Source organism: Arcicella lustrica (genome assembly GCF_034930985.1).
In the GTDB taxonomy this organism is placed as follows: Bacteria; Bacteroidota; Bacteroidia; order Cytophagales; family Spirosomataceae; genus Arcicella; species Arcicella lustrica.
Window position 1 is genome coordinate 65,190 of record NZ_JAYGIM010000020.1, and the last position, 24,628, is coordinate 89,817.

Annotated in this window: 16 protein-coding genes; 7 read left to right on the forward strand and 9 right to left on the reverse strand. The window is 35.3% G+C overall.

All coding sequences use genetic code 11. From position 1 onward, the window contains the following. Positions 1-101: 101 nt before the first annotated feature. Positions 102-932: a ThuA domain-containing protein gene (locus tag VB798_RS22375; protein WP_323689473.1), complete on the forward strand. Its 831-nt coding sequence runs from the start codon at positions 102-104 to the stop codon at positions 930-932. Positions 933-985: 53 nt separating this feature from the next. On the opposite strand, the gene VB798_RS22380 is transcribed toward VB798_RS22375, so the two are convergent. Then, positions 986-2,230: an MFS transporter gene (locus VB798_RS22380; RefSeq protein WP_323689474.1), complete on the reverse strand. Its 1,245-nt coding sequence runs from the start codon at positions 2,228-2,230 to the stop codon at positions 986-988. 618 nt (positions 2,231-2,848) lie between these two features. Between VB798_RS22380 and VB798_RS22385 the strand changes: the two genes are divergently transcribed. Beyond that, positions 2,849-6,643 carry a T9SS type A sorting domain-containing protein gene (locus VB798_RS22385; RefSeq protein ID WP_323689475.1) on the forward strand — a complete coding sequence of 1,265 codons (3,795 nt, stop codon included), beginning with the start codon at positions 2,849-2,851 and terminating at the stop codon, positions 6,641-6,643. Here the strand turns inward: VB798_RS22385 and VB798_RS22390 are convergent. Next, the gene (locus VB798_RS22390; protein WP_323689476.1) at positions 6,640-6,891 is read right to left on the reverse strand and encodes a hypothetical protein; all 252 of its coding nucleotides are present in this window, start codon (positions 6,889-6,891) and stop codon (positions 6,640-6,642) included. The two genes, VB798_RS22385 and VB798_RS22390, sit on opposite strands and share 4 nt — an antisense overlap. A 307-nt stretch (positions 6,892-7,198) precedes the next feature. On the opposite strand from VB798_RS22390, the gene VB798_RS22395 reads away from it, so the two are divergent. From VB798_RS22395 to VB798_RS22415, 5 genes are all read left to right on the forward strand, one after another. Further along, on the forward strand, positions 7,199-8,200 hold the full coding sequence (locus VB798_RS22395; RefSeq protein WP_323689477.1) for a pectinesterase family protein: 1,002 nt from the start codon (positions 7,199-7,201) through the stop codon (positions 8,198-8,200). A 183-nt stretch (positions 8,201-8,383) separates the two neighbouring features. Then, positions 8,384-8,680 carry a hypothetical protein gene (locus VB798_RS22400; protein WP_323689478.1) on the forward strand — a complete coding sequence of 99 codons (297 nt, stop codon included), beginning with the start codon at positions 8,384-8,386 and terminating at the stop codon, positions 8,678-8,680. Between the two features lie 203 nt (positions 8,681-8,883). Beyond that, positions 8,884-11,202: an efflux RND transporter permease subunit gene (locus tag VB798_RS22405; protein ID WP_323689479.1), complete on the forward strand. Its 2,319-nt coding sequence runs from the start codon at positions 8,884-8,886 to the stop codon at positions 11,200-11,202. 172 nt (positions 11,203-11,374) lie between these two features. Continuing rightward, positions 11,375-11,731: a hypothetical protein gene (locus tag VB798_RS22410; RefSeq protein ID WP_323689480.1), complete on the forward strand. Its 357-nt coding sequence runs from the start codon at positions 11,375-11,377 to the stop codon at positions 11,729-11,731. 91 nt (positions 11,732-11,822) lie between these two features. After that, positions 11,823-12,350: a ferritin gene (locus tag VB798_RS22415; RefSeq protein ID WP_323689481.1), complete on the forward strand. Its 528-nt coding sequence runs from the start codon at positions 11,823-11,825 to the stop codon at positions 12,348-12,350. 56 nt (positions 12,351-12,406) lie between these two features. Here VB798_RS22415 and VB798_RS22420 read toward each other — a convergent pair whose 3' ends face one another. The 7 genes from VB798_RS22420 to VB798_RS22450 all read right to left on the reverse strand — a co-directional run bounded on the left by VB798_RS22420 (position 12,407) and on the right by VB798_RS22450 (position 24,547). Then, the gene (locus tag VB798_RS22420) at positions 12,407-12,658 is read right to left on the reverse strand and encodes a (2Fe-2S) ferredoxin domain-containing protein (RefSeq protein WP_323689482.1); all 252 of its coding nucleotides are present in this window, start codon (positions 12,656-12,658) and stop codon (positions 12,407-12,409) included. 144 nt (positions 12,659-12,802) lie between these two features. Beyond that, positions 12,803-13,741 carry a DUF6607 family protein gene (locus VB798_RS22425; RefSeq protein WP_323689483.1) on the reverse strand — a complete coding sequence of 313 codons (939 nt, stop codon included), beginning with the start codon at positions 13,739-13,741 and terminating at the stop codon, positions 12,803-12,805. After that, positions 13,738-14,940 (reverse strand): PepSY-associated TM helix domain-containing protein, encoded by a 1,203-nt coding sequence (locus tag VB798_RS22430; protein WP_323689484.1) that lies wholly within the window; start codon positions 14,938-14,940, stop codon positions 13,738-13,740. The genes VB798_RS22425 and VB798_RS22430 overlap by 4 nt, the downstream gene beginning before the upstream one ends. A 4-nt stretch (positions 14,941-14,944) precedes the next feature. Next, on the reverse strand, positions 14,945-17,266 hold the full coding sequence (locus tag VB798_RS22435; RefSeq protein WP_323689485.1) for a TonB-dependent receptor: 2,322 nt from the start codon (positions 17,264-17,266) through the stop codon (positions 14,945-14,947). Positions 17,267-17,296: 30 nt separating this feature from the next. Further along, positions 17,297-19,627, reverse strand: a complete 2,331-nt coding sequence (locus tag VB798_RS22440; RefSeq protein WP_323689486.1) for a TonB-dependent receptor — start codon at positions 19,625-19,627, stop codon at positions 17,297-17,299. Between the two features lie 33 nt (positions 19,628-19,660). Then, positions 19,661-22,117 (reverse strand): TonB-dependent receptor, encoded by a 2,457-nt coding sequence (locus VB798_RS22445; protein ID WP_323689487.1) that lies wholly within the window; start codon positions 22,115-22,117, stop codon positions 19,661-19,663. A 12-nt stretch (positions 22,118-22,129) separates the two neighbouring features. Continuing rightward, positions 22,130-24,547, reverse strand: coding sequence for a TonB-dependent receptor (locus VB798_RS22450; RefSeq protein WP_323689488.1), 2,418 nt, complete (start codon positions 24,545-24,547; stop codon positions 22,130-22,132). Between the last annotated feature and the right edge of the window lie 81 nt (positions 24,548-24,628).

Here is a 24,628-nt window from a genome sequence, read left to right on the forward strand (position 1 = left end):
GCCTTGATTGACTTTTTTGTTTTACACCAATTAAAAGAGGATAGAAAAGAATAATGAATGCGCTTAAATTTAGACAATCAATCGTCATAAACAGCATTCAAATGTTTCAGCATAGACTTTCGTTTTTACTCTTTTTGTTATTCAATATTTTCACTTTTTCAGAAAGTATTGCACAAAAAACGCCTGCTAATTTTAAAGTCATTGGTTTTTATACTGCCAAGAACGACCAAGCTCATATTAGTTATGTACACGAAGCCAATAAATGGTTTGCTGAAATGGCGAAAAAACATCATTTCAGCTACGATTCTACCAATAATTGGCAAAATCTGAATACTGATTTTCTGTCTAAATATCAAGTTGTACTATTTTTGGATACTCGTCCCGAAACGCCTGAGCAAAGAATCGCTTTCCAACAATACATGGAAAATGGCGGCGCTTGGATGGGATTTCATTTTGCGGGTTTTGCTCTCAACAATTCTACTTATCCCCAAAATTGGGATTGGTATCACGAAAATTTCTTGGGTTCAGGCGAATATAAAAGCAATACTTGGCGACCGACTTCGGCAATATTAAAAGTTGAAAATACAAAGCATCCCGCTACGAAACATTTACCAAAAACTTTCAAATCTGCTCCAAACGAATGGTATCGTTGGACGAACGATTTACGAAAAAATCCTTCCATTGAAGTATTAATTGCTATTCATCCCAATAGTTTCCCATTAGGAACTGGCCCAAAAGCACATGAAATTTGGCAAAGTGGCGACTATCCTGTGGTTTGGACGAATAAAAAGTACAAAATGATTTACGTCAATATGGGCCATAACGATATTGATTATGAACACAAAACAAACGCAGATTTATCGAATACTTTTCAGAATAAAATACAAAGTCAGTTAATACTTGATGGACTTTTATGGTTAGGGAAAAAATAAAAACGCCCAAATGGTCTAATTGTCCATTTGGGCGTTTTGTGCAAAATCTACTTTTATTCTTCTTCTAAATAATCCAAATCCTTACCATGTGTTTCAGGAATGGTTAAAATAGAATAGAATGCCAAGGTAAAGCAAATTACGCCAACAATAGCTGCGGCATGAAATACGCCTATTTCTACTTTCAAATTTGCGTAAAGTACAGTCATACCAATTACCGTTCCACGTACCATATTCGGAACAGTAGTAGCGGCAGTTGCTCTAAGGTTTGTCCCAAATTGTTCGGCACCGATAGTAACGAACATCGCCCAATATCCTACTGAAAAACCCATACAAACACATAATATATATAAACCAGATGCTGTAGAAATACCTGCATAAAGGAAGATGATACTACAAATCAATGAAAGGACTAACAGAATGGTAACCGCTTTTTTTCTGGATTCTAATAACTGACTTATCACACCACTAGATAAGTCGCCTATGGCAAGGCCTACATAGCAAAACATAATAGCTTTACCAGGTTCAATATTTTCTGGAATACCCATTTTCTTTCCAAATTCATTGGCGAAAGTGGCTAAAATACCAATTACAAACCATGTAGGCATACCAATAGCAATACATTTTAAATATCGTTGTAGTCTATCCGCATTTGTAAAAAGAGCGAAGAAATTACCTTTACTTACATGTTTCTGTTTCTTAGCATTTTCAAACATACCAGATTCAAAAACGCTTATTCTCATCAAAAGTAGGATAATACCTAAACCCCCACCAATAAAATAAGCATTTCGCCAGCCACCAAATTGTGTTACGGTAAAATATGCCGCTACTGCGCCGAACAAGCCAACACCAGCAACTAAAGAAGAGCCTAATGCTCTTAATTCTTTTGGCAATACTTCCGAAACTAAAGTAATTCCTGCACCTAATTCACCCGCCAAACCTACACCAGCGACGAATCGTAAAATAGCATAAGTAGTAGGGTCTTGGATAAAACCACAAGCAATATTGGCAATAGAATAAGTAACAATAGAACCAAAAAGTACAGATAATCTTCCTTTTTTATCTCCTAAAACGCCCCATAAAATCCCTCCTATTAATAAACCACCCATTTGCCAATTTAGAATATCTTTTCCGACAGAAGAGATTTCCTCATCATTCAAACCCAAATCTCGCAAACTTGAAACCCGAACAATTCCAAATAAAAGAAGATCATAAATATCAACAAAATAACCTAAAGAGGCGACAATCACAGGGATACTCAGGAGATGTTGTAAGGGAGTTTTTGAAAGCGTATTAGTCATGTTCAATTTGTTAAAAAGGGTTTGTTACAAAAATCGTAAGGAAATACAATCAATCCAATTCTATTGTAACAAATCTATTATTTAAATACATTAAGTCTATGTTTCTACTTCATTCATCATTAAATCTGTTTTCCACATTTAAAGTATCTCAAATCTTAATATTTGATATTAATCATACTTTTATGAAACTGTACTCATAACGCTATTGAATGAATTGTGGCTAGCTTTATATAAAATTATTTATATTTTTTGTTCTTTATTTTAAGATTTTTGCGACTATGCACTTGTTGTTCTCGTATATTTTATGAAAACACATAAAACTTAATGAAAATTTTGTAAAAATAACTTTTGAAGAATAAAAGTTATGAATACAAGTATATTTTCAATCAACGCTATCTTCTCAATTTTTTTACGTCGAAACGAGTAAATAAAAGCTGAAATTGGAAAATAAATTTTAATTATTTTTTAATATTTTACAGAAATAGCCAACTTAATTTCTTAACTTGGGATAACAAATTCTTCGTTTGCTTCAAAACAAATTGAAAATTTTATAAATAACATTGAAATTATCTTATTTTTTACTTTTTTATTCACTCCATTTTTAACCGCCAATAAACAATGGAAAAACGCTTACTTTTTATCTTAATATACCTAGCTCCACTTCTAGGTTTTAGCCAAAGTATTGAAAGAATCAAAATTGCTTCTATCACTCCTAGCGAAAATACAGGACAAGATTATAGTCCATGGCTAAATGATGACTTGAATGATCAAGTACAAAGTGCTTGGACAGGAAATTTCAAATGGGTTGATGTAACGCTTTCATTAGAAAGGTCATGTAAAGTTTCTAAAATATCTTTATACGATGCGCAAGGAACTTTTGAAAATACTCCCGTATCAATTTATGCTACAGATGGCACAAACAAAGTACTCTTAGGTCTTTTTAAAGGGCTAACATATAATTCGTTTGTTGACATCATTCTCGATACTCCTGTTGATGCAAAGGCTATCATCATTCATAAATATGCCAATGATATTCCGCAAAAGGTTCAAATCTATGGTATTCCAACAAGTGCCATTATTGTTCCAACACAACCTGTTGTAACTCCTGCGCCAGTTGTTGTGGTTGCACCAACAGTTGCGGCAGAACGCATTAAAATAACTGCTGTAAAACCAAGTGAGGAAACAGGTCAGGACTTTACTCCTTGGTTGAATGATGATTTAAACAATTACGTTGAAAATGCTTGGGGAAGTAGTAATAATAGATGGGTTGATGTAAAATTGACCCTAGAAAAACGCAGTAAAATCACAAAATTATCTTTGTATGATACAGAAGGGTCTTTCACTGAACACCCTGTATCTCTTTATGCCTTAGACGGAACGAATAAGACATTACTAGGTACTTTTGAAGGACTTACTTATAAAACATTTGTTGATATTGTGGTAGCAAGCCCATTTGATGCGGATGCCATTATAGTGCGTAAGTATGGAAATGATATTCCGCAAAAAGTATATGTTTATGGTTTAGCGGCCACAACTCCTGCTGTATCAACACAAGAAGAACCAGTTGTAACACCTGAGCCTAATCCAGTTGTGGTTACTCCAACGCCCGCACCTACTCCAACAGAACCAACGGCTATTCCAGAACGCATTAAAATCATTGCTGTAAAACCTAGCGAAAATACAGGACAAGACTTTACTCCTTGGTTGAATGATGATTTAAACAACTACGTTGAAAGTGCTTGGGGAAGTAATAACAATAAATGGGTTGATGTTAAACTGACACTAGAAAAACGCAGTAAAATCACAAAATTATCTTTGTATGATACAGAAGGAACTTTTACAGAGCATCCTGTTTCTCTTTATGCTTTAGATGGTGCAAATAAAATATTCCTTGGGCTTTTCGAAGGACTTACTTATAAAACATTTGTTGACATTGTTGTGGCAAGCCCATTCGATGCTGATGCCATTATTGTTCGTAAATATGGAAATGATATTCCGCAAAAAGTATATGTTTATGGTTTAGCGGCCACAACTCCTGCTGTATCAGTACCAGAAGAACCAGTTGTAACGCCTGAACCTGATCCAGTTGTGGTTACTCCAACGCCTACACCAAGCCCTGTTGTGAAAGGTACAAAAATTACAATCGACCCGAAACGTTGGTATGAACTTAATACCATTGGACGAGGCTTGAAAGAATTAGTGGATGGCGATATAACAACTACTGTTCAACAAAGTTGGATAAAAGTAATGACGAATTACGATGCTTACTATCCACTTCTTGATGATGAAGAAATTACATTAGAAAGTATTCGTTTTTATGACGGGCAAGGTATTTTCGTAAATGACCCAATGACACTTTCTATCATTACAGATAAATGGGAAAGAATTCCTGTCGCTAAATTTACAGGAGAAGCTTATCAAGAATGGGTGGGGCCAGATCCTGCTAATCCTAATTCTTTCGTGTTAGCAACCCCTCCAACTGGAAAAATTAGATACTTGGTTATCAATACTCATGGCCAATATCCAAATGAAATGGAATTGTATGGTACACATAAGCAAAGTACTAAACCAGTAACAGTAGCACACAACACCGTTAAAATGAGAGATGGTTTTGGTGCAAACGGTTTTGAATGGGATTTTTATAACCCATTTGATGCTGATGAAATTGACGAAACAAAATTCAATGCTGTTAAATCTTTTACTGGTTTCCGCCATTATATCGACTGGGATAAACTAGAAGCTCGTGAAGGAAGCTATACTTTCAACCCTACATTTAATGGTGGTTGGGATTACGATAAAGTATATGACCGTTGCAAAAAACAAGGTATCGAAGTATTAGCTTGTATTCAAACAGCACCAGACTGGCTTGTAAATACCTATCCTGAAGAACAAAGAGATAGAAATGTTACTCCTGTTAAATTCGGAAAATCTGTCACTGACCCTGCTTCTTATATTCAGCAAGCTCGTGTTGCTTTTCAATTTGCAGCTCGTTATGGAAATAATACTAATGTTGATAGAAGTCTTTTGAGTGTTTATGATAAACCTAGATGGACTTTCGACCGTGTAAATACTGTTAAAGTTGGCTTAGGAGTAGTTAAATACATGGAATGTGGTAACGAACGTGATAAATGGTGGAAAGGACGTAGTGCATATCAAACCGCTCGTGAGCATGCAGCAAATTTATCTGCATTCTATGATGGTCACAAAAATACAATGGGGCCAGGCGTAGGGGTAAAAAATGCAGACCCTACAATGAACGTTGTAATGGCAGGTTTGGCATCAGCATCAACAGATTATGTAAGAGGAATGATTGACTGGTGTAAAGAATTCAGAGGCTATAAAGCTGATGGAAAGGTTGATTTATGCTGGGACGTAATCAACTATCACCTTTACTCTGATGATGCTAATTCTAGTCAAAGCGGAACATCTAGTCGTGGTGCTGCACCAGAAGTATCTAGTGCAGGTCAAACAGCTAAAGACTTTGTTCAAATGGCTCATGATTATGCTTACGATATGCCTGTTTGGATTTCAGAATTGGGTTATGACATCAATCAAGGAAGTGCATTGAAAGCGATTCCAATCGGAAATAAATCTGAATATGTTACGCAAGCAGATTGGACTTTAAGATCATCATTGTTGTACAATCGTTTAGGTGTTGCTAAAACTTTCTTTTATGAAATCTATGACGATAACTTTGCGAACCCGCTACATTTTAGTTCATCTGGTTTAATCAATCAAGATAAAACTCGCAGACCTGCAGCAGATTATCTATATCAAACAAATAAATTGATGGGTGAATATGTATATAAAGAAACGATTTCTCAAGACCCAATGGTTGACCGTTATGAATTAAATGGTAAATCTGCTTATGTCTTATTTATTCCAGATGAAAAAGGTCGTACAGGAAGCTATACTTTGAATCTTGGGAATGTTTCAAAAGGAAATTTATACGCTCCAAAAGTAGGCGCAGATTCTATGAGTGTTTCGGCACTTACTGGTAGCTCAGGAAAATTTACGTTAAACGTTACTGAAACACCGATTTTCTTTATACCAACTGCTACAGAAACAGCAACAGTTAAAACGGGAAGCGTTACTTCTACTAAAGAAATGTTTAGCCTTGCTAGTACAGAAAAGTTAAGTAATGAAATGCCTGCGTTAACATCATTAAATACATATCCTAATCCAACAACTGATTATGTCTTATTAACCCTTGAAAACGAAAGCACTGAAAATTTAGAAGTAAAAGTAAGCGACTTAACACTAGGCAGAGTAATGATTCAAGATGTTTATGAAAAAACTGGCGTAAAATTCTCTCAAAAAATAAGCCTTAGTGACTTACCTGTTGGAAGTTATGCAATAGAAGTAGTTCAAGGAAAAGATCAAATGGTGAAAAAAATCATTAAGACAAATTAGAATAAACTTAGCTGCCCTATAATTTTTTTAGTGGCAGCTAAGTATGGTTTTCTTTTTCCTGTATTAATTAATTTTACATCTGTCCTAAAAACCGTTCCTAATTGCATTTGGCTACGTTGTTTTCGGGAACAGCTCACCCACAAAACTGGAACTTTTTGACCTTCTTTTGGGCGTACTCTTATTCTTTTACTTTTAGCATCGTAAATTGTTGATAAAAATATATCCTTAAAATAAATTGATTCAGCCATAACCTTTTAGTATTTAAGCAATTACAATTTAAGCAAAATCATTCATATTCAATAAAGGAAGACTTCTATTTAATTGGAAGTCTTCTTTGTTTTAAACCCATTACTGAGGTTCTCTTCCATCAAAAAACTTCATTTCTTAGTAATATTTTACAAAAAGACAATTAAAATCATATTTTTTGTTGATAAGTTTATATAATTTTACAAAACTAAAGATTACTTAACCAAAAACAATTACTAAACATTAAATAAGGGTGCATTTTGGCTTGATTTAGCCAAAACTGTTCCTGATATTGAATAGACAAATACCATGTCAAAATTAAAATACTTTTTCCTTTACTTATGCTGTATGCTAAGTATGGATTTATTGGCTTCACCAGCTAAACAAATAACGGTGGCGAAAGATGGTAGCGGAGATTTTAAAAGTATCCAAGAAGCTTTTGATGCTATTCCTCTTAACAATAATAGCCCTGTTTTTATCTTTGTTAAAAACGGCACATATAAAGAAAAAGTCGTACTAGATTCTACCAAAAATATGGTGACGCTCGTCGGAGAAAATGCTTCTGGGACTATTTTAACTTTCGATGATTATTCTGGGAAATTAGGGAAAAACGGCATAAAAATAAGTACTACCACTTCTGCATCGGCAAGAATTGTTGCAGATGATTTTACTGCCGTAAACATTACTTTTGCAAATGGTGCTGGTCCTGTAGGACAAGCAGTAGCGATGTTGGTTGATGGCGATAAAGCTCGTTTTATCAATTGTCGCTTTCTAGGGTTTCAAGATACATTATATCCTAAGCGTGCTGGTACTCGACAATATTATAAAAACTGCTATATTGAAGGCACTGTCGATTTTATCTTTGGTTGGGCAATTGCTTATTTTGACCATTGCCAATTAAATGGTAAATTAGATGCAGGTTTTTTTACGGCTGCCTCAACACCAGAGAATCAATCTCATGGTTTTGTTTTTAACCGTTGTACTTTAACGGGAAGCGCCCCAGCCGCTACTTATTATTTAGGAAGACCGTGGCGAGATTATGCCAAAACTGTATTTTTATGTTGCGAAATGTCGAACATCATTAAGCCAGAAGGATGGCACAATTGGCATAAAGTAAATGCCGAAAAAACTGCTTTCTATGCAGAGTATCATTCAAAAGAAGTTGGTGGAATTTCGCAAGCAAGAGTACAATGGTCGAAACAATTAGAGAAATCAGACCTCAAGAAATATACAGTACAAAACGTACTTGGAGGAAATGACCAGTGGAAAGCGACAAAAGGACTTTCAAAACTGGTTAAAACAAAAGTTTAAGAACCCTCTTTGCTTTCAATTTGTAATTCAGCCTTGTATCATTCTGATGCAGGGCTTTTTTCTTGTTCCTCTGCCTTAGCCTCTTCTTGTTAAAAATCTTTCTTTCTAACAAAAAACACCCTATTTTTGCATTCTGATATGCAAAAAAAATCTTTCATAATACGGTTATTTAGCACATTATTGATGTGTCAAATATTGGTGTTTTCTGTTTATGGAAGAACTCTTTCGGTAAAACAGGCACAGTATTTTGGCAAACACAAATGCAAAATTGAAAGTCCTAGCGAACAACAAACCCTTGGCTCAAATATTAGAGTATTTATAGACTTAAACGCTACAGACGAGCAGCCCGAAACGTTATCAATCCTTTCTTGCATTCAAAATACCAATCCTTTAGCATTCCAGTTTGAAACGCCCTCTCATTTTAAACGATATTTTTATCAGATTTTATTTGAGCATTTTATCGCTAAAAATGCCCCTTGAGTTTCTTCTTGAAAACAATTTCACAAAAGCTTTACAAAGTTTTTGATGATTTTACGTTATTCAATCACTAGTTTTATCAATTTATCGCTTTCCATTTATTAGAAAAATCTAAAAATGAAAGGCAATATCCTTACTGATTCCTGATTGTTTATTCAGGAAATAATCCTTTTGTTGCTACATCAGGATTCCAAAATCATATCATTATGTGGAATACAATTGCCAAATTAATCATCCAATATCGCATACTCTGGATAGGAATTATTCTCAGTTCAACGATTTTTATGGGTTATGAAGCTAGCAGAATTGAGCTTTCTTATGAAATTGCTAGGATTCTTCCCGCCTACGACCCTATCGAAAAAGAGTACCAAGATTTTCGTAAAACTTTTGGTGAAGACGGTAGTATCATGGTAATCGGCTGGCAGTCGCCAAAGCTTTTTGAATTAGAAAAGTATCAAAATCTGGTTAAGCTAACAGAAGATATTAAACAATTAGAAGGTATCAAAAACATTATTTCGATTGCCAATCTATACGAATTAAAGCGAAATGATGCCCTCAAAAAATTTGAAGTTGTGCCAATTCATGGCAATACTTCTATTTCTCAAGTACAATTAGATTCTATTCAGCAAAAGGTTTTAGCCTTGAAATTTTACGACGGAAAGGTAATTAATCAAGAAAGCAATACGGCTTTGATGGCAATTACTTTCAATGAAAAAACATTGAATTCAGCCAATAGAATTGCCATTGTAAATCAGATAAAAAAACTGGCGACAGATTACTCCATTAAAAATCAGACCGAATTACACTTTTCGGGTATGCCCTTTATCCGTACCGCTACAATGCTAAAGGTTTCGAAGGAAATGAAACTGTTTATGGGTTTAGCCATTTTGATTACGGGTGTTATTCTCTGGTTCTTCTTCCGCTCAGTGCGCTTTACGCTTATTTCAATCGTTGTGGTACTGGTTGGTGTGATTTTTTCACTGGGAACGCTTCAATTAATTGGCTATAAAATCACAATTCTAACAGGATTAATTCCACCATTATTAGTTGTAATCGGTGTGCCAAATGCCATTTTCTTGATTAATAAATACCAAGCAGAATTAATTCAGCATGGCGATAAAGAGCTGGCGTTGAAAAATATGATTACTGGTATTGGGCTTTCTACTTTCTTGGCGAATGTCACCACAGCCATTGGTTTCGGCGTTTTTTACTTTACCAACAGTAGCCTTTTAGTTGAATTTGGTGTCATTGCCGCACTCAATGTCATGATTACTTATCTGCTTTGTATTCTATTAATTCCGATTGCGCTGTTTTACATGGGTTTGCCGAAGGCTCGTCATTTAAAACATTTGGAAGTAAAATGGATTAATAATTTTCTAGCAAAAATCAACTACTTGGTGCATCATCAACGAAAAGCCATTTATTCTGTGGTTTTGGTTGTAGTTCTGATTTCAGCTTATGGCATCACCAAAGTACAAGTGATTGGTTATGTGGTTGATGATTTACCAAAAAATGACCCAATCTACACGGATTTAAGATTTTTCGAGAAAAACTTCAATGGTGTTTTGCCTTTCGAAATCATGATTGATACAAAAAAGCCAAATGGAGTTTTTGCAGATCAGGCTCGTACTTTATACAAAATCAAGGCTTTACAAAACAAAATGAGAGCCTATAAGGAATTCTCAAAACCATTATCAATTGTTGAAGCAACTAGGTTTTTATATCAATCATATCGTGGTGGCGATGCTAAGTATTTTGTATTGCCGAACGTGTTGGAACTTGCTAAATTGACGGAATATGTACAGAATGGTAGCGCTTCTTCAAAACAATTCAAATCGTTTTTGAATGAAGATAAAAGTGTTACTCGTATCAGTTTCCAAATGGCTGATGTGGGTTCTGTACGTATTAAAGAATTAATAGATGAAATTCGCCCACAAGTAGATGAAATCTTCGACCCAAAAGAATACAAAGTAAGTTTAACAGGACATAGTTTGGTTTTCTTGAAAAGCAACGATTACTTACTTTCAAATCTTTACGAAAGTTTATTGATTGCCATTGGTTTAATTGCGATTGTTGGCATGGCACTTTTCCGTTCTATTCCAGTAATTATTCTCTCAAAACTTCCTTGTTTAATTCCTTTGGCATTAACAGCAGGTTTGATGGGTTTCTGGGATATTCACTTTAAACCTTCTACCATTTTGGTATTTAGCATTACTTTCGGAATTGCTTCCGACGGAACGGTTTACTTCCTAACAAGGTATCGTCAGGAATTATACGAAAGAGGTCATAGCGTTTCGCAAGCCATTACCAACAGTATTTTTGGCACGGGTTTAAGCATGGTTTATACCGCAATTATTCTTTTCTGTGGTTTCTCAATTTTTGCAGTTTCAAGTTTTGGTGGTACTGCGGCAATGGGCGTAATGGTTTCAATTACTTTATTGGTTGCGATGGTTACCAATTTGATTCTATTGCCATCATTATTACTAACGATTGCAGACTATCAACAAAAAAAGAAAACGGTTTAGTTGAAAGAGTAAAGTACTAGAACGTAATTAGTTATATGTCGAAATAAGGCATTTTAGCTGTTTTTCATTTAAAATATTGCCTTTGTTAAACTTTATTTAGACTTATTTCAAATAATGCTTGATTTAATTCTTTTTGAAGCTTAATTTTGAGGAAGATAAAAAATGAGAATCAATGTTATTTTCGAGTACTTACCAACATGAATTATTCACAACCCAAAAGGGAAGTGTGTTGCAATGCGATTTATCGGATAAAATTTATTTGAATTTTAAAGAATTGACCTTTGCTTTTAAAATTCAAGATTTTTTAGCTTTCAGAAGAAAAGTTCAAGCGGTTAATATTCATGAAATGATTTTTAACATTTCAGATCAATATGACTTTGAGATTCTTGAGTTTCCTCAAAATCAGCTTTCGCTTAAATTAACTTTATGTGATATTGTTCAATTAAGAGAATTGCTTGATGGAGCAAGATTCGCACTTGAAATGTATTCGATGTTGCACGAGGTATTGGGAGACTTCGAAGTTGTTTAGACTTAGTACAAATTCTAAGCATTTTTCTTCAATACCAAAGCTTTCTATTTCCTTTTTTAGTAATTTGACCTATATAAAAAAGAGAAACAACATGAAAGATTTATTAAGACTCCGTACTTCTCTTAAAGAAGAAATCGAAATAGCATTAAATGCTCAGTGCAAGATAGAAGCTGAGGCTTCTCAAAGATATTTAGCGATGGCTTCGTGGCTAGATAGAAATGGATATGCAAAGTCTGCTGAATATCTTTACAAACAAGCTGAAGAAGAAAGAGAACACTTCCTTAAGATTTTTAAATATATCACAGAAGTAGGCGGAACTGCCATCACACCAGTGATTGATGAAGTAGCGCAGGAATTTGCTTCTTTGAAAAGTGTTTTTGAAATCGCTTTACAAAGTGAAATTGCAGTAACCATTTCAATCAATAAAATTGTAGCAAAAGCTCGTGAAGTAAACGATTATGCTACTGAAGATTTTATGATGTGGTTTGTAACTGAACAAAGAGAAGAAGAAAAGAATGCTCGCAGAGCCTTAGAATTATTCGATTTGATTGATTCAGAAAGCCCAACAGGGAAATTTGTACTGGATAAAGAAATCGCAAAAATTGGTAGCGACGAGTAATAAAATCATTATAATGAAAAAGGGCTTTCTGAGTAATTCAGAAAGCCCTTTTTGCTTTAGCTTAAAATTATTTCCTTAAAAAGTTTATCTGCTTGCCATATCGAAACCTCAGTAAACCATTGATTACTGGGTTGAAAACACATCACCGGAGCATGCTTGCAATGATCGGTACATTCTATTTTGACTATACCGACGGTATCATCCATACCATGCTTTTTGATAGACTCCTTCAAAAATTTTCGGACATCTTTATGCTTGCCGCATTTTTTTCCATCGCATACAAAAATTGTTTTTTCTGGGAAGCTCATCTCTTTATCAATTAAAATACGAAACAAATATACATTGATATATCTATTTCGTATTTCAATTTGCCTTTTATTTCCAATCAGGAATTAGGACTTGAATTTGTCCATCATCTTGTATCTTTTCTCTAAAATCTTTCTTCTTAAAAGTTAATTTTTAAAAGAATACAAATCGCTATTAATCAGATATTTATTAATTAACGAACGAATTTCTGTTTGGCGTTGAGCAGTACTTTTAGCTTCTTTTTTCTTGAACCCTTCTACTAAATCATCTAATTCTTTCCACAACATTTTTCCATCTTCTGATTTAGCTTTTAGGCTTAATCCTTTGTTTTGGGCAATCAATTGTCCCCAAACGGCACGTACATCTACCCAATACTCTCTGTTTTTTGCCCAAAAATCAATGGCTTGTTTACATTTAGCATCATCTACTTTTTGATAATCGTTCAAGCCTTTTTCTTGAGCCAATAATTTATCACCCAAAGCATCACGAATTACTTTATCGTTATCTTGTTCGTGCAAATAACCCGCAGGCGTAACATGAATACGATTATTTCTTCTTAATACCTGATAATCAGAACGTTTAGTATATTCTCTTCTTGGAAGTGGCGCATCTGTAATATTTGCCCAAAGATGTTTTCCATCTTTATGAATCCACGAAGCCGTACCTTCATAACGTGGCATATCGTTTACTTCAAAAACAGATTGTGTCCATTGTCCTTTTACTTGGTTTTTAGGCAATTGGGTTGCTTTCCAAGTCATTCCTTTATCAAAAGCCAATAAATCTGTGTTTTCATATTGCCAATCTTCACGCCAGTGTTTTATGACCATGGTGTCATTAATAACCAATAAGTGCATTAACACTAATTTATCTTTGCTTTCTTCATCTATAAAAACCCATTCTCTTCCACCTGTTACATAACGGTCGTGAAATTGATAGCTTTTTTCTGGTGCAAACGTTTCGGCGTAGCTAAATTTTATATCAAAACAACCACATTGTCCTTTGATTGCCTTGATGTCTTCTGATTTTTGAGCATTTGCTAAGATTGATACTCCCATCAATACAATAGCGGTGAATAGTTTTTTCATGAAATTTTTGATATTACTTTTTGTGATCCTTCTTTGGAATGTTTAATCGTTTTTGACTGCTTTTTTTCCTTTTTTCTTCGACCCCACCAAATGTAAAAACCCGTAACAGGCAATGAAGCGGCAATAAACGAAGCCATAAAAGCCAATATCATACCCGTAAGTCCAAGTACTTTTCCGACATGAATATCATAAATCATCGCAGTGAATTTTTCTGCGCCTGTCTGTGTGTCGTAGGCTTTATTTTTGATTAGTTCTCCACTTTTTTGGTCGAATGTCAAGAAGCTTCTTTTGATATAATTATCGGCGTTGTGGTAAATATTGGCACGAATTGTCCCTTTGGCATTCTCTTTTTCTGGAAGGTTAAACATAAAAACCTTGCCCGCTGGCACTGTTTGATGTGCTTTGTCTGATACTTTCTGTAAAATGCGTGAAGTTTGAGCCGTCAATAAAGTATCTGAATTTACGGGTACTTCTTTGGCAGGAATATGCCCACCATTAGCTGTCCAAATCACCGTTGCTTTGAACCAATCGAAAGCAAACCAAAGCCCAGTAAGTGAAATACATAATGCTAACAATAAGCTATAAAAGCCCGGAACATTGTGTAAATCATAGTTTTTACGCTTCCATTGTGTTGTTTTTTTCCAGTCAAAACGAATACGTTGTTTTAGCGCTGCTTTATTTTTAGGCCACCAAAGGACTAAACCCGAAATCAATAAAACAATAAACATGACGGTACTCCAACCTACAATTTGTTTCCCGACTTTACCCAAAAGTAGATCGTAGTGCAAACGCAAAACAATTGGGAATAGCGTGTATTTTGTATTTTCTACATCCAATACTGCTCCGTTATAAGGATTAAGATAAACCGTATTATTGTACTCCCATTGTTGAAAATAATTCCACCCTTTAGCGTTGTATTTGAATGCTACAAATTGGTAACTTCCTTGCTTATCAACACTCGTAACAATACGAGTAATGGGTTTCTCTTTTCCTAATTGGGCTTGCGCAATGGCATGGAGATTGTCTAATGGCAAAGGTTGCTTTTGTGCCGAAACATAAAGCTTATCAGCTTTCCACCAATTTTGAAGTTCCTGTTCAAAACAGTAAATACAACCTGTTACCCCTAATATAAACACCACTAGCCCAGATACTAATCCGAGCCAGAGGTGTACTTGTCCAATGATTTTTTTAATGGTCATTTTATTAAAATTTGAAAGACATACTTACTGCGTAATTTCTTAATGGTTGTGCATAACCATAAGCATCCCAGTTTTTCTGGTCTGTTAGGTTATTCACTTTTAATCCAAATCTTACTTTTGGTAAATCGTAAAAAACAGTTGCATTCAGAAGTGTATAAGCTGGATAGTAGAAAGTATTGGCTGTTGAGAAAAACATTTTATCAACATAATAGCCTCCAAAGCCAAGTCCAAGGTTTTTAAGTGCTTTGTCTGTGAATTTATAACTAAGCCAGAAGTTGGCTACATTTTCAGGAGCAGAAGCTACTTTCTTACCTTCAGTAGTTTTATCGGTTGCTTTGATAATTCTGTTGTCGTTATAAGCATAGCCTGCGAAAATATTGAATCCCTTAAAGGGGTTGGCAACGATTTCAAATTCTAAACCTTTACTTTCCTGTTCTGCATCTTGAAAAGAAACGCCTTTTTCATCTCTACGAATGGCATCATCAATAGCGATATGATAATAGCTTAGTGTAAGATTTAGTTTTTTATCTAGCAATTCTGTTTTAATTCCTCCTTCTGACTGCACAGCATAAATCGGTTTTGGAACAAATTGCTCGCCCGTTGGCTGATTGATAGGCGCTTGGTTTTGGAAGCCACTCATATAATTTCCAAATACAACTACTTTATCTTTCAGTACTTGATAAACGAATCCTAATTTGGGTGCTAAAGCCGTTTGGTTGTATTTGGGCGTTGATGGAATTCCTTTATAATTGAAATTATCAATTCTCAAACTCAACATTGCAGAGATTCTATCGGTTAAATTCACCACATCAGAAATATAAACACTGGTTGTAATTTGGTCGGCAACATCAAAAGGAACCATTCCACCACGATTCAAAATAGCTTGGTCAATTTTAGCTTTGGTTAGTGGACTTGAGGCTTTGGTAACATTTACGGTATCTATAAAACCATTGTTACTTACTAAAGAGTAATCGAATGTACCATTAAAAAAGCGGTAATTAGCTCCTGCTAACATTTTATGGCTAATACTTCCTGTATTAAAAGTACCTGTAAAGTTTTGTTGGAAATTGGTATAATTATTGGCAATCGGGCCATAAATCAGGACGTTTCTGGCTACCAAAGTTGGCGAAAGCCAAGTAAGGTAGTTTTGATAACTGTGCTTTACATTTTCAGTCACGTATGAAAACAAGGTAGAAGAGTTCCAATTGCTAGCAATTTTATAATTAGCCTCTAAAAAGTATTTAGAAGAAAATGTTTCAGCATTGGCATCATCGTTGAAAAGGCTTTTCTTGTAATCTATCGGAAATTGCTCTGGACTAGTATAACCTGAAGGATTATTGACACGAGTATAAATAGAACGAGTTTGGTTGATGCTCAAAAATTCAATATCCGCCAAAATGCGTAAACGATTATTGATTTGATAAGAGAAACTTGGTGCAATCAAAAACGTATTATTATGTCCCTGACTTAAATGGCTGTACTGTCTGTTTACAACAGTATTTACTCTTAACAAAGCTGTTTTATCTTCATTCACAGGCGTATTAATATCGGCGGTAACACGATTAAGTCCGAAACTGCCCAAAGTATAAGAAACATCTCCTTTAAAAGTTTCAAAAGGTTTCTTTGTCACCAAATTCACCACGCCACCAAAAGATGAAATGGACGCTCCAAACAATGTTCCCGATGGACCTTTGATAACTTCAATGCGTTCAACATTTCCAATTTCAACGGATGAACGAGAAGCAGTTGTTTCCATTCCGTTGCGGGCATTGATTCCCGTAGAAAAACCTCTTGAAGTAATTCCAAAACCACCAGCAGGATAATTGATGGGTGCTGCTCCCACCGCATTTGCCAATGCTCCATTAATATTGGTTACTACTTGTTCTTGCAGTAATTCTTTAGGAATTACGGTGTAAACCTGTGGATTTTCAAGGTTTTTCAAAGGCAAACGAGCCACAAAATCCGTTTCTTTTTGCGAAAATTTATTGGAATTTGACTGTACAACAACTTCTTGTAACTGATTTGCATTTTCAGCTAAAGTAAAATCTACTACTAAAGTTTGCCCAGCTTTTACTTCAATTTCTTGTTCTTTGGTTTCAAGTCCAACCAAACTTACCTTTAGTTTATACGTTCCAGCTTTGATGCGTTCAATTTTGTATTCTCCATTTTCATTAGCAATTGTTCCTTTGTTCGTTCCATTTAATTGCACATTTACAAATTCGGCAGGTTTACCATCGGAAGTATTTATTTTCCCTTTGATGGTAGCATTTTGCCCAAATGACAAAATGCTACAGATGGTTAAGAGGTAGGTTAAATATAATTTCATGATTTCTATTTTCTATTAAAGAATAAAAGTTTAGAATTTAAGAATGAGGTTTGCTAAAATATTGAATGGTTTCTGAGGCGAACCTGCTGAACTCCAATATTGTTGGTCGAGCAGGTTATTGGCTTTTAGCGCTAATCTATATTTAGGTTGGTCATAAAAAATAGAGGCGTTGAGCAAAGTATAAGATGGAATAACGAAGACATTGGTACTCTCGAACCAAGATTCTCCAATGTAATTCCCTCCTACTCCCAAACCAATTCCTCTAAAATCTCCTTTTGTGAGGTAATAACTTACCCAAATATTGGCAACATCTTTCGGACTAGCCGTTAGCGATTTTCCATTTAAAGCTTCAGATGCTTTGGTATATTTATTCTCATTTTTGGCATAACCCGCAACGATATTTAAGCCAGAAATTGGGTTAGCAATAAGTTCTACGTCCCATCCTTTGCTATTCTGAGTGCCGTTTTGAAGCGTAAAACTCTGACCATTAATTACTTCTGTACGAGTAGCGTTTGTTACAGAAATATCATAATAACTGATAGAAGCATTCAGTTTGTTTTTTACCAAATCAAGCTTTACTCCTGTTTCCCACTGGTTGGCATATTGTGGTTTTAATACTAAAACAGTATTATCTGGCTGAGTAACAGGTGCTAAATTCACAAAGCCATTCATATAATTGGCAAAAAGAGCAACTTTTTCTTTTAATGGCTGATAAACTAATCCCATTTTTGGAGATAATGAAGTTTGTTCGTAACCTCCTTTAAATGTTCCTGTAGAAAGCGTATAATCACCTTTTGTTGAGTATCTATCTACTCGCAAGCTCAACATTGCCATTAATTCTGGCGTAATATTGATAACATCAGAAGCATATACTCCAAGAGATTTAGAATTGAAAGTGGTAGTCGTAAAACCTCTTTTTACTGATAATTCATTAATCTTATAGACATTAAAATCTTTTACGGCTTTATTAATATTCAGCGTATCATAAGTAATCGTTGAACGATTAAGTGCATTATAATTCACGCTATAATCGACACCAACAACCATTCTGTTTTTCAATGAACCTAGCGTAAAATCTCCAATAAAATTTTGTTGAAAATGTACATTCCCAAAAGTTTCAGGCGTTTGGTTTCTCACAGTTCGCATCACGGTAGAATCCGTTAGCATCGACAGCGTTGTCCAGTAAAAATGTTCGTAAGCTCCTTCTGAAAACAAAAATTTCGTTTCCGATTTCCAATTTTTAGAAAGCTTATACTCCATTTGCCCGCCAAAATTTGTCGCACGGTTTTGAACATCAACGTTATTATTGGTCAACGAACGATTATATCCAAGTTTTAACTCATCAAAACTTCTTGCTTTCACTCTTGCAAGCGAAGCAATGGCAAAACTTGACACCGTATAAGTACTTCTAGTAATATCAAGGTCAACTGTAAATTTTAAGCGGTCATTTACTTGGTAGGTAATCGTTGGAGCGATAGTAAAATTTCTAGCAAAACCTTGGTCTTGGAATGAATCTTCCGATTGCCATCCAGTGTTCAATCTGAAAAGTGCTGTTTTTTCATCATTCAATGGCACATTAACATCTGCGGCTACTCTTGAAAAACCAAAACTTCCTGCCGTAAAACTTACGTCTCCACCAAAAGTATCGTATGGTTTTTTCGTTACATAGTTAAAAACACCTCCAAAAGTAGCATTTCTATTTCCTCCGAATAAAGTCCCAGAAGGGCCTTTCAAGACTTCTACTCGTTCTAAAATAATTGGATTCATCGGAGCAACAGCACTGGTAATCATACCATTACGCATTCCAACGGTTGTAGCGAATCCTCTTGTTGTCATTCCTTGCGAGCCACCTGCTGAAAAATTTGGCACAGCTCCAGGAACATTTCGATATAAATCTGAACGTTCTGTAATTACTTGCTCTTGCATCAACGCTTTTCCAACCACACTATATACTTGTGAATTCTCCAGATTTTTTAACGGCATTCTAGCCACGCTTTCTGTTTCCTTTTGCGAAAATTTATTAGTATTTGACTGAACGACAACCTCTTGCAATTGATTAGCACTTTCAGCTAAGGCAAAATCAACCGTTAACATTTCCCCTGCTTTTACTTCAATTTGTTGCTCTTTCGTTTCCAGTCCAACCAGACCTACTTTTAGTTTATATGTTCCTGCTTTGATGCGTTCTATTTTGTATTCTCCATTTTCATTAGAGATTGTTCCCTTGTTCGTTCCGTTTAATTGTACATTTACAAATTCGGCAGGTTTGTCATCAGAAGTACTTATTTTTCCCTTTATCGTAGCATTTTGAGCAAATGCTACGACATTAAAGAGTAAAAACACTATGGTAAAATATGATTTCATTTCGATTTTTTTTATTGGGTTTTTCGGAAAATATTAAAAAGCATAGCCAACGCTCAACATCCAGTTGCGTGGTGCGCCCGGGAACATTCTGATTTTATCGTATCCGCCCACCCAATAAGTTTTATTGGTTAAGTTGTTAGCGTTTAATTGAATCTGGCATTTAGCAATCTTATAGTAAATTGCTCCTGTAAAAAGCTGATATGTTGGAATTACTTGTGGTTCAGCATTCGCAGCTACAATTGAGCCCAAACGTTCGGTGGCAAAATTGGTTCCTAAACCAATGCCCAAACCGCTTAAACTGCCTTTTCCGATTACGTATTTTGTCCAGATATTTCCTTGATGTTTTGGAGCGTTTGGTTTCTGGCGACCAATTAAAGTCTCGTCTTTACTTTGGGTAAAAGTGGCATCGTTGTAAGAATAATTGATGATTAAATTCCAGTTGGTTGCCAATTGACCGATAACATCCAATTCTATTCCTTTTGATACTTCACGTCCTACTTGTGTCAATAAATCAGGTTGACCACTTATACCTGCATTGTACAAAGCACCATCAACCGTTAATTGATAAATTGAAACATTGGCTGTTAATCGCTTATCAAACCAATCAGATTTTGCGCCAACTTCATAAAGTGTACTGTAAAGTGGGTCGAAAGGACCGCCAGCATTTACGTTAGAAAGTGCTGTAGAAGTTTGTGGCTGATAACCTTTCACGAAAGTACCATAAGCATTCACGTTTTTATTTAGGCTATACACCAAGCCTAATCTTGGAATAAGAGCTTTTTGAGTTACTTTATTCTCGGTAGCTGTTTTATAATTTTCTAAATCTGTAAAATAATCTTGACGTAAACCTAAGAGTACTTGTAGCTTTTTATAAGTAATCTGGTCTTGCAAATACACGCCTTGCGTTGAATAAAACGTTGGTGCATAGTCTGTTCTTTGATAGAAATATTTACTCATATCCGCCAAAAAGTAAGGATTTGCTGCTGTTAAATCATAATGGGCAACATTTGGTACTGGATTTCCTTTGGCATCTAATAAGTAATTAGCTTTTTTCGTTGGGTCATAAGTATTGATACTTCCTGTGTTCGTAGCGTTTCTATAACCTCTTGCCGTTAGTTGAGAACCGCCTGCGGCTAATACTTCTTGGGCATAATCATAACCAAAAACTACTTTATGGGCAGTTTGTCCTAAGTCAAAATCAATGTTGAAGTAATTAGAAACATTATCGACATTGAAGGTTCTTTTACGAATAAAAACCTGCATTTCTATCTCTGAATCTATCAATCCGCCCGCCGCATTTTTAGCATAAGTATTGGCTGAACGATGTTCCAATAAATCTTCGTCATAAGCAGTACGCATGAATGAAGAATTGAAACTAACATGATTTGAAAACTTATGATTTAAGGAAATCGTAGCATTATATACGTTTTCTTTCAAATAATCATTTGAACGGTTTAATGATTTAGAAATGGGCGTAGAATATAAATCTCCTGTTCCCAAAACTGATTGACCTCTATCTAATCGAGAATTACCATTTTGTAGAACAATATCAAAATTTAAACGGGTTTTATTATTGGGTAAGAAGGAAAAGGACGGAGCAATGATATAGTTTTTTTCGAATTGTAAATCTCGGAATGAACCAGAATTTTCATAGCCCAAATTCAAACGATACAAGAGTGTTTTCTCTTCGTTCATTGGCCCTGTAAAATCGGCTGTAGTACGAAAATTAGCAAAACTTCCCATCGAAATATTGAAAGCTTGACGTTTTTCGTCCAAAGGTTTTTTCGTTACACGATTCAACGAACCGCCCGCCGCAGCATTTCCAAATAATGCTGATGATGGTCCCTTGATGACTTCTACTCGTTCGATATGTGGAATCAATTGTTGTTTCCAGAAACTTGTAAAAGCACGCATTCCGTTTACTAACATCGAATAATTATCGTTTCCACTTACACGATGCCCTCTGATAGTCAAGTCATTATAAAATGAAAACTGACTTACACCACTCATGTTTTTTACAATATCATTTACCCGAAAAGCAGCTTGGTCTTGAATCAATTCTTTGGTAACATAACTGATTGACTGCGGTAAATCTTTCAATGCAGTTGCCGATTTTGAACCGATAAACGTTGAATTGTTCTTGTATTCAGTCTCTTTTCTACCTGTAATTTCAACGGTTTGTAATTCCGTTAGCGATTCATTTAATTGAATCACTAACGGTGAATTTTCAGAGGTAACTTTTATTTTTTGAAGAATCGTTTCATAACCAATTCCAGAAAGCTGTAAAGTATATTCGCCTTCTTTGATGTTGGCAATTGAGAAAAAACCATCTTGGTTAGTCGTTGTTCCAAACTTTGTACCTTTCAATATTACATTGATGCCCGGCAATTTTGTATTTTTTGTGTCAGAAATGCTTCCTGACAAAGTACTTTTCTGAGCAAAAACACACAAGCTCAGAAAAGTAAAAATACTTGTTAAATATAATTTCATGAACGATTAGATTTAAAATTTGAAAGTAACGCTACCCATTAAACGACGAGGCATTTGTGGTTCTACGGTTGACCAACCACTGAAATACTCTTTGTTGGTCAGGTTATCTACTTTTAAGCCCACTCTGAATTTTTGTACACCATAAAATACCGTTGCATTCAACACCGTATAACTTGGCAAAGTAAATACGCCCGTTATCGCATTGTTGGTAATTTCGTTTTTGCCAGCATAATTTCCACCAAAACCTAAACCTAAGCCTTTTACTTGTCCTTTTAGGAAAGTGTAGCTCGCCCAAAAATTCACTAAATCGGCTGGTCCAGCACTATTTGGACGACGGTTCAATAAACTTTCAGCTACTTTAATTTGCTTGCTGTCGTTATGAGCATAACCAAACATTACATTTAAACCATTGATAGGATTCGCAACTAAATCAAATTCAACACCTTTACTTTGTTGAGAACCATCTTGAACAGTAACATTATATTGTCTTCCATCACGAATCAGGATGTCTGAACGAGTTATGTTATCAACCATAATATCATAATAACTTGCCGTTAAACTCAAGCGATTATGCAAAAGATCAAGCTTAACACCACCTTCGTATTGGTTAGCTTGTTGTGGTTTAAAAGTTCCGTCGATGTCTGCAAAGGGCTGCGTAACAGGCGCTACATTTCTGAAACCATTCATGTAATTACCAAAAATGGCTACTTTATCTTTTAGCAATTGATACACCAAACCCAATTTTGGCGAAAAAGCATCTTGTTTGTACTTACCAGTAGTTATACCTGTGGCAAAATTGGTTGTTCCTACATTTTCAAAATGGTCGAAACGCAAACTTGCCATTACCATTAACTTTTCTGTAAGATTAAATACATCCGAAACATAAGCACTGTAGGTTTTAGATTCAGTTTGTGATTTCGTTGGTGCAGTATTGGTAGCCAATTTTGCATCTAAAGCTTGTTTCGTTAACATCGCATAACGTGAGTCGTTTTCTTTACTGGTATTTATTTGGTCGAATAAAATATAAGCCGAGCTATTGTTATGCGTAATGAGTTGTAGGTAATCTACACCAACCAAAAAGCGGTTACGAATTTTACCGATGTTGAAATCGCCAATAAAGTTTTGTTGAAGATTTGTCGTTGTTCCTGTGGCAGTTTGGTCGCTAATCAAGCGGTTAATCAAAGTATCACTTGCTTGTTGATACATTATATAAGAATAGTAACCATCTGAATTTCTGACACTTTTAGAAATATTCGTTTGCGAAGTCCATTTATCAGAAATCTTGTAATTTGCTTGACCAAAGACATTTAGCGTGTTGTTTGTAATCGTAATATCGTTACTTGTATAAGAACGGAAATAATTAAACTGTAATTCTTCTGGCGTTTTTGCGATTAATGGACGAGCTCTATTCAAGAAAATCATCAATGGATTTGTACCCGTTTGCGTCATGAATTCTGTCGTAATATTCACCGACAATTTATCATTCACTTTATAAGTAAGGCTTGGTGCCACAAAAGTACTTTTTCTAAAACCTGCATCTTGGAAACTGCCTTGGTAATTCGTAGAACCATTGATTCTCAACAAAGCATGTTGTTCTTTATCAAGTGGCGTATTGACATCCACGGCAAGTCTGCTCAAATCATAACCTCCTAAAGAATAACTAATTTCTCCTCCAAAGCTTTCATAAGGTTTCTTGGTAACAATGTTCAACAAACCGCCAAAAGAAATCAAACTACTGCCAAAAAGTGTTCCTGATGGTCCTTTGATACTTTCAATTCGTTCGATATTAGCTGGGTCAATTCCTCCGTTGGTTTGTCCAGCTACACCATTGATCATGGTTGGTTGTACCGAAAAACCACGCATCGAAAAATATCCCGCACCGTCTCCACCCCTTCCTGTGGCTGTCCAAAGTCGATTGACACCCGGCGCATTTTTAATGGCATCGTCAAAACTTGTTACCAATTGTTCTTTCAAAAGCTCTTTACTTACCACATTATAAGCTTGTGGATTTTCAAGATTTTTCAAAGGCATCCTCGCCACAAAATCCGTTTCTTTTTGTGCGAATTTATTGTTGGCAGATACGACTACTTCTTGCAATTGATTGGCTGTTTCGGCTAAAGTAAAATCTACAACTAACGTTTTTCCTGCTTTTACTTCTATGCGTTGTTCTTTCGTTTCTAATCCGATTAAACTTACTTTAATCGTAAAACTTCCTGCCTTTACACGCTCCAAACGATATGCTCCGTTTACGTCAGAAATTGTTCCTTTCGTCATGCCATTCAATTGTACATTTACAAATTCGGCTGGCTTACCATCGGCAGTAGTTATTTTCCCTTTGATAATGGCATTTTGAGCAAAAACAGCATTGACAGTCATCAACAAAATGATGACGATGACTGTACTCTTTCTAAAAAAGTATAAATTTTTCATGGGTTAATTATTGATTGTACTCAGTATTTTTAAGAATTTATTGAGGTTTTAACATGGAAACCCCTTACCCCAAAATTTCAT

Bases quoted from the DNA above. Each gene is read 5' to 3' on its own strand.
- VB798_RS22405 (WP_323689479.1), top strand. From the start codon at position 8,884: ATGTGGAATACAATTGCCAAATTAATCATCCAATATCGCATACTCTGG.
- VB798_RS22420 (WP_323689482.1), bottom strand. From the start codon at position 12,658: ATGAGCTTCCCAGAAAAAACAATTTTTGTATGCGATGGAAAAAAATGC.
- VB798_RS22385 (WP_323689475.1), top strand. From the start codon at position 2,849: ATGGAAAAACGCTTACTTTTTATCTTAATATACCTAGCTCCACTTCTA.
- VB798_RS22410 (WP_323689480.1), top strand. From the start codon at position 11,375: ATGTTATTTTCGAGTACTTACCAACATGAATTATTCACAACCCAAAAG.
- VB798_RS22450 (WP_323689488.1), bottom strand. From the start codon at position 24,547: ATGAAAAATTTATACTTTTTTAGAAAGAGTACAGTCATCGTCATCATT.
- VB798_RS22415 (WP_323689481.1), top strand. From the start codon at position 11,823: ATGAAAGATTTATTAAGACTCCGTACTTCTCTTAAAGAAGAAATCGAA.
- VB798_RS22380 (WP_323689474.1), bottom strand. From the start codon at position 2,230: ATGACTAATACGCTTTCAAAAACTCCCTTACAACATCTCCTGAGTATC.
- VB798_RS22425 (WP_323689483.1), bottom strand. From the start codon at position 13,741: ATGAAAAAACTATTCACCGCTATTGTATTGATGGGAGTATCAATCTTA.
- VB798_RS22395 (WP_323689477.1), top strand. From the start codon at position 7,199: ATGTCAAAATTAAAATACTTTTTCCTTTACTTATGCTGTATGCTAAGT.
- VB798_RS22430 (WP_323689484.1), bottom strand. From the start codon at position 14,940: ATGACCATTAAAAAAATCATTGGACAAGTACACCTCTGGCTCGGATTA.
- VB798_RS22445 (WP_323689487.1), bottom strand. From the start codon at position 22,117: ATGAAATTATATTTAACAAGTATTTTTACTTTTCTGAGCTTGTGTGTT.
- VB798_RS22435 (WP_323689485.1), bottom strand. From the start codon at position 17,266: ATGAAATTATATTTAACCTACCTCTTAACCATCTGTAGCATTTTGTCA.
- VB798_RS22400 (WP_323689478.1), top strand. From the start codon at position 8,384: ATGTGTCAAATATTGGTGTTTTCTGTTTATGGAAGAACTCTTTCGGTA.
- VB798_RS22390 (WP_323689476.1), bottom strand. From the start codon at position 6,891: ATGGCTGAATCAATTTATTTTAAGGATATATTTTTATCAACAATTTAC.
- VB798_RS22440 (WP_323689486.1), bottom strand. From the start codon at position 19,627: ATGAAATCATATTTTACCATAGTGTTTTTACTCTTTAATGTCGTAGCA.
- VB798_RS22375 (WP_323689473.1), top strand. From the start codon at position 102: ATGTTTCAGCATAGACTTTCGTTTTTACTCTTTTTGTTATTCAATATT.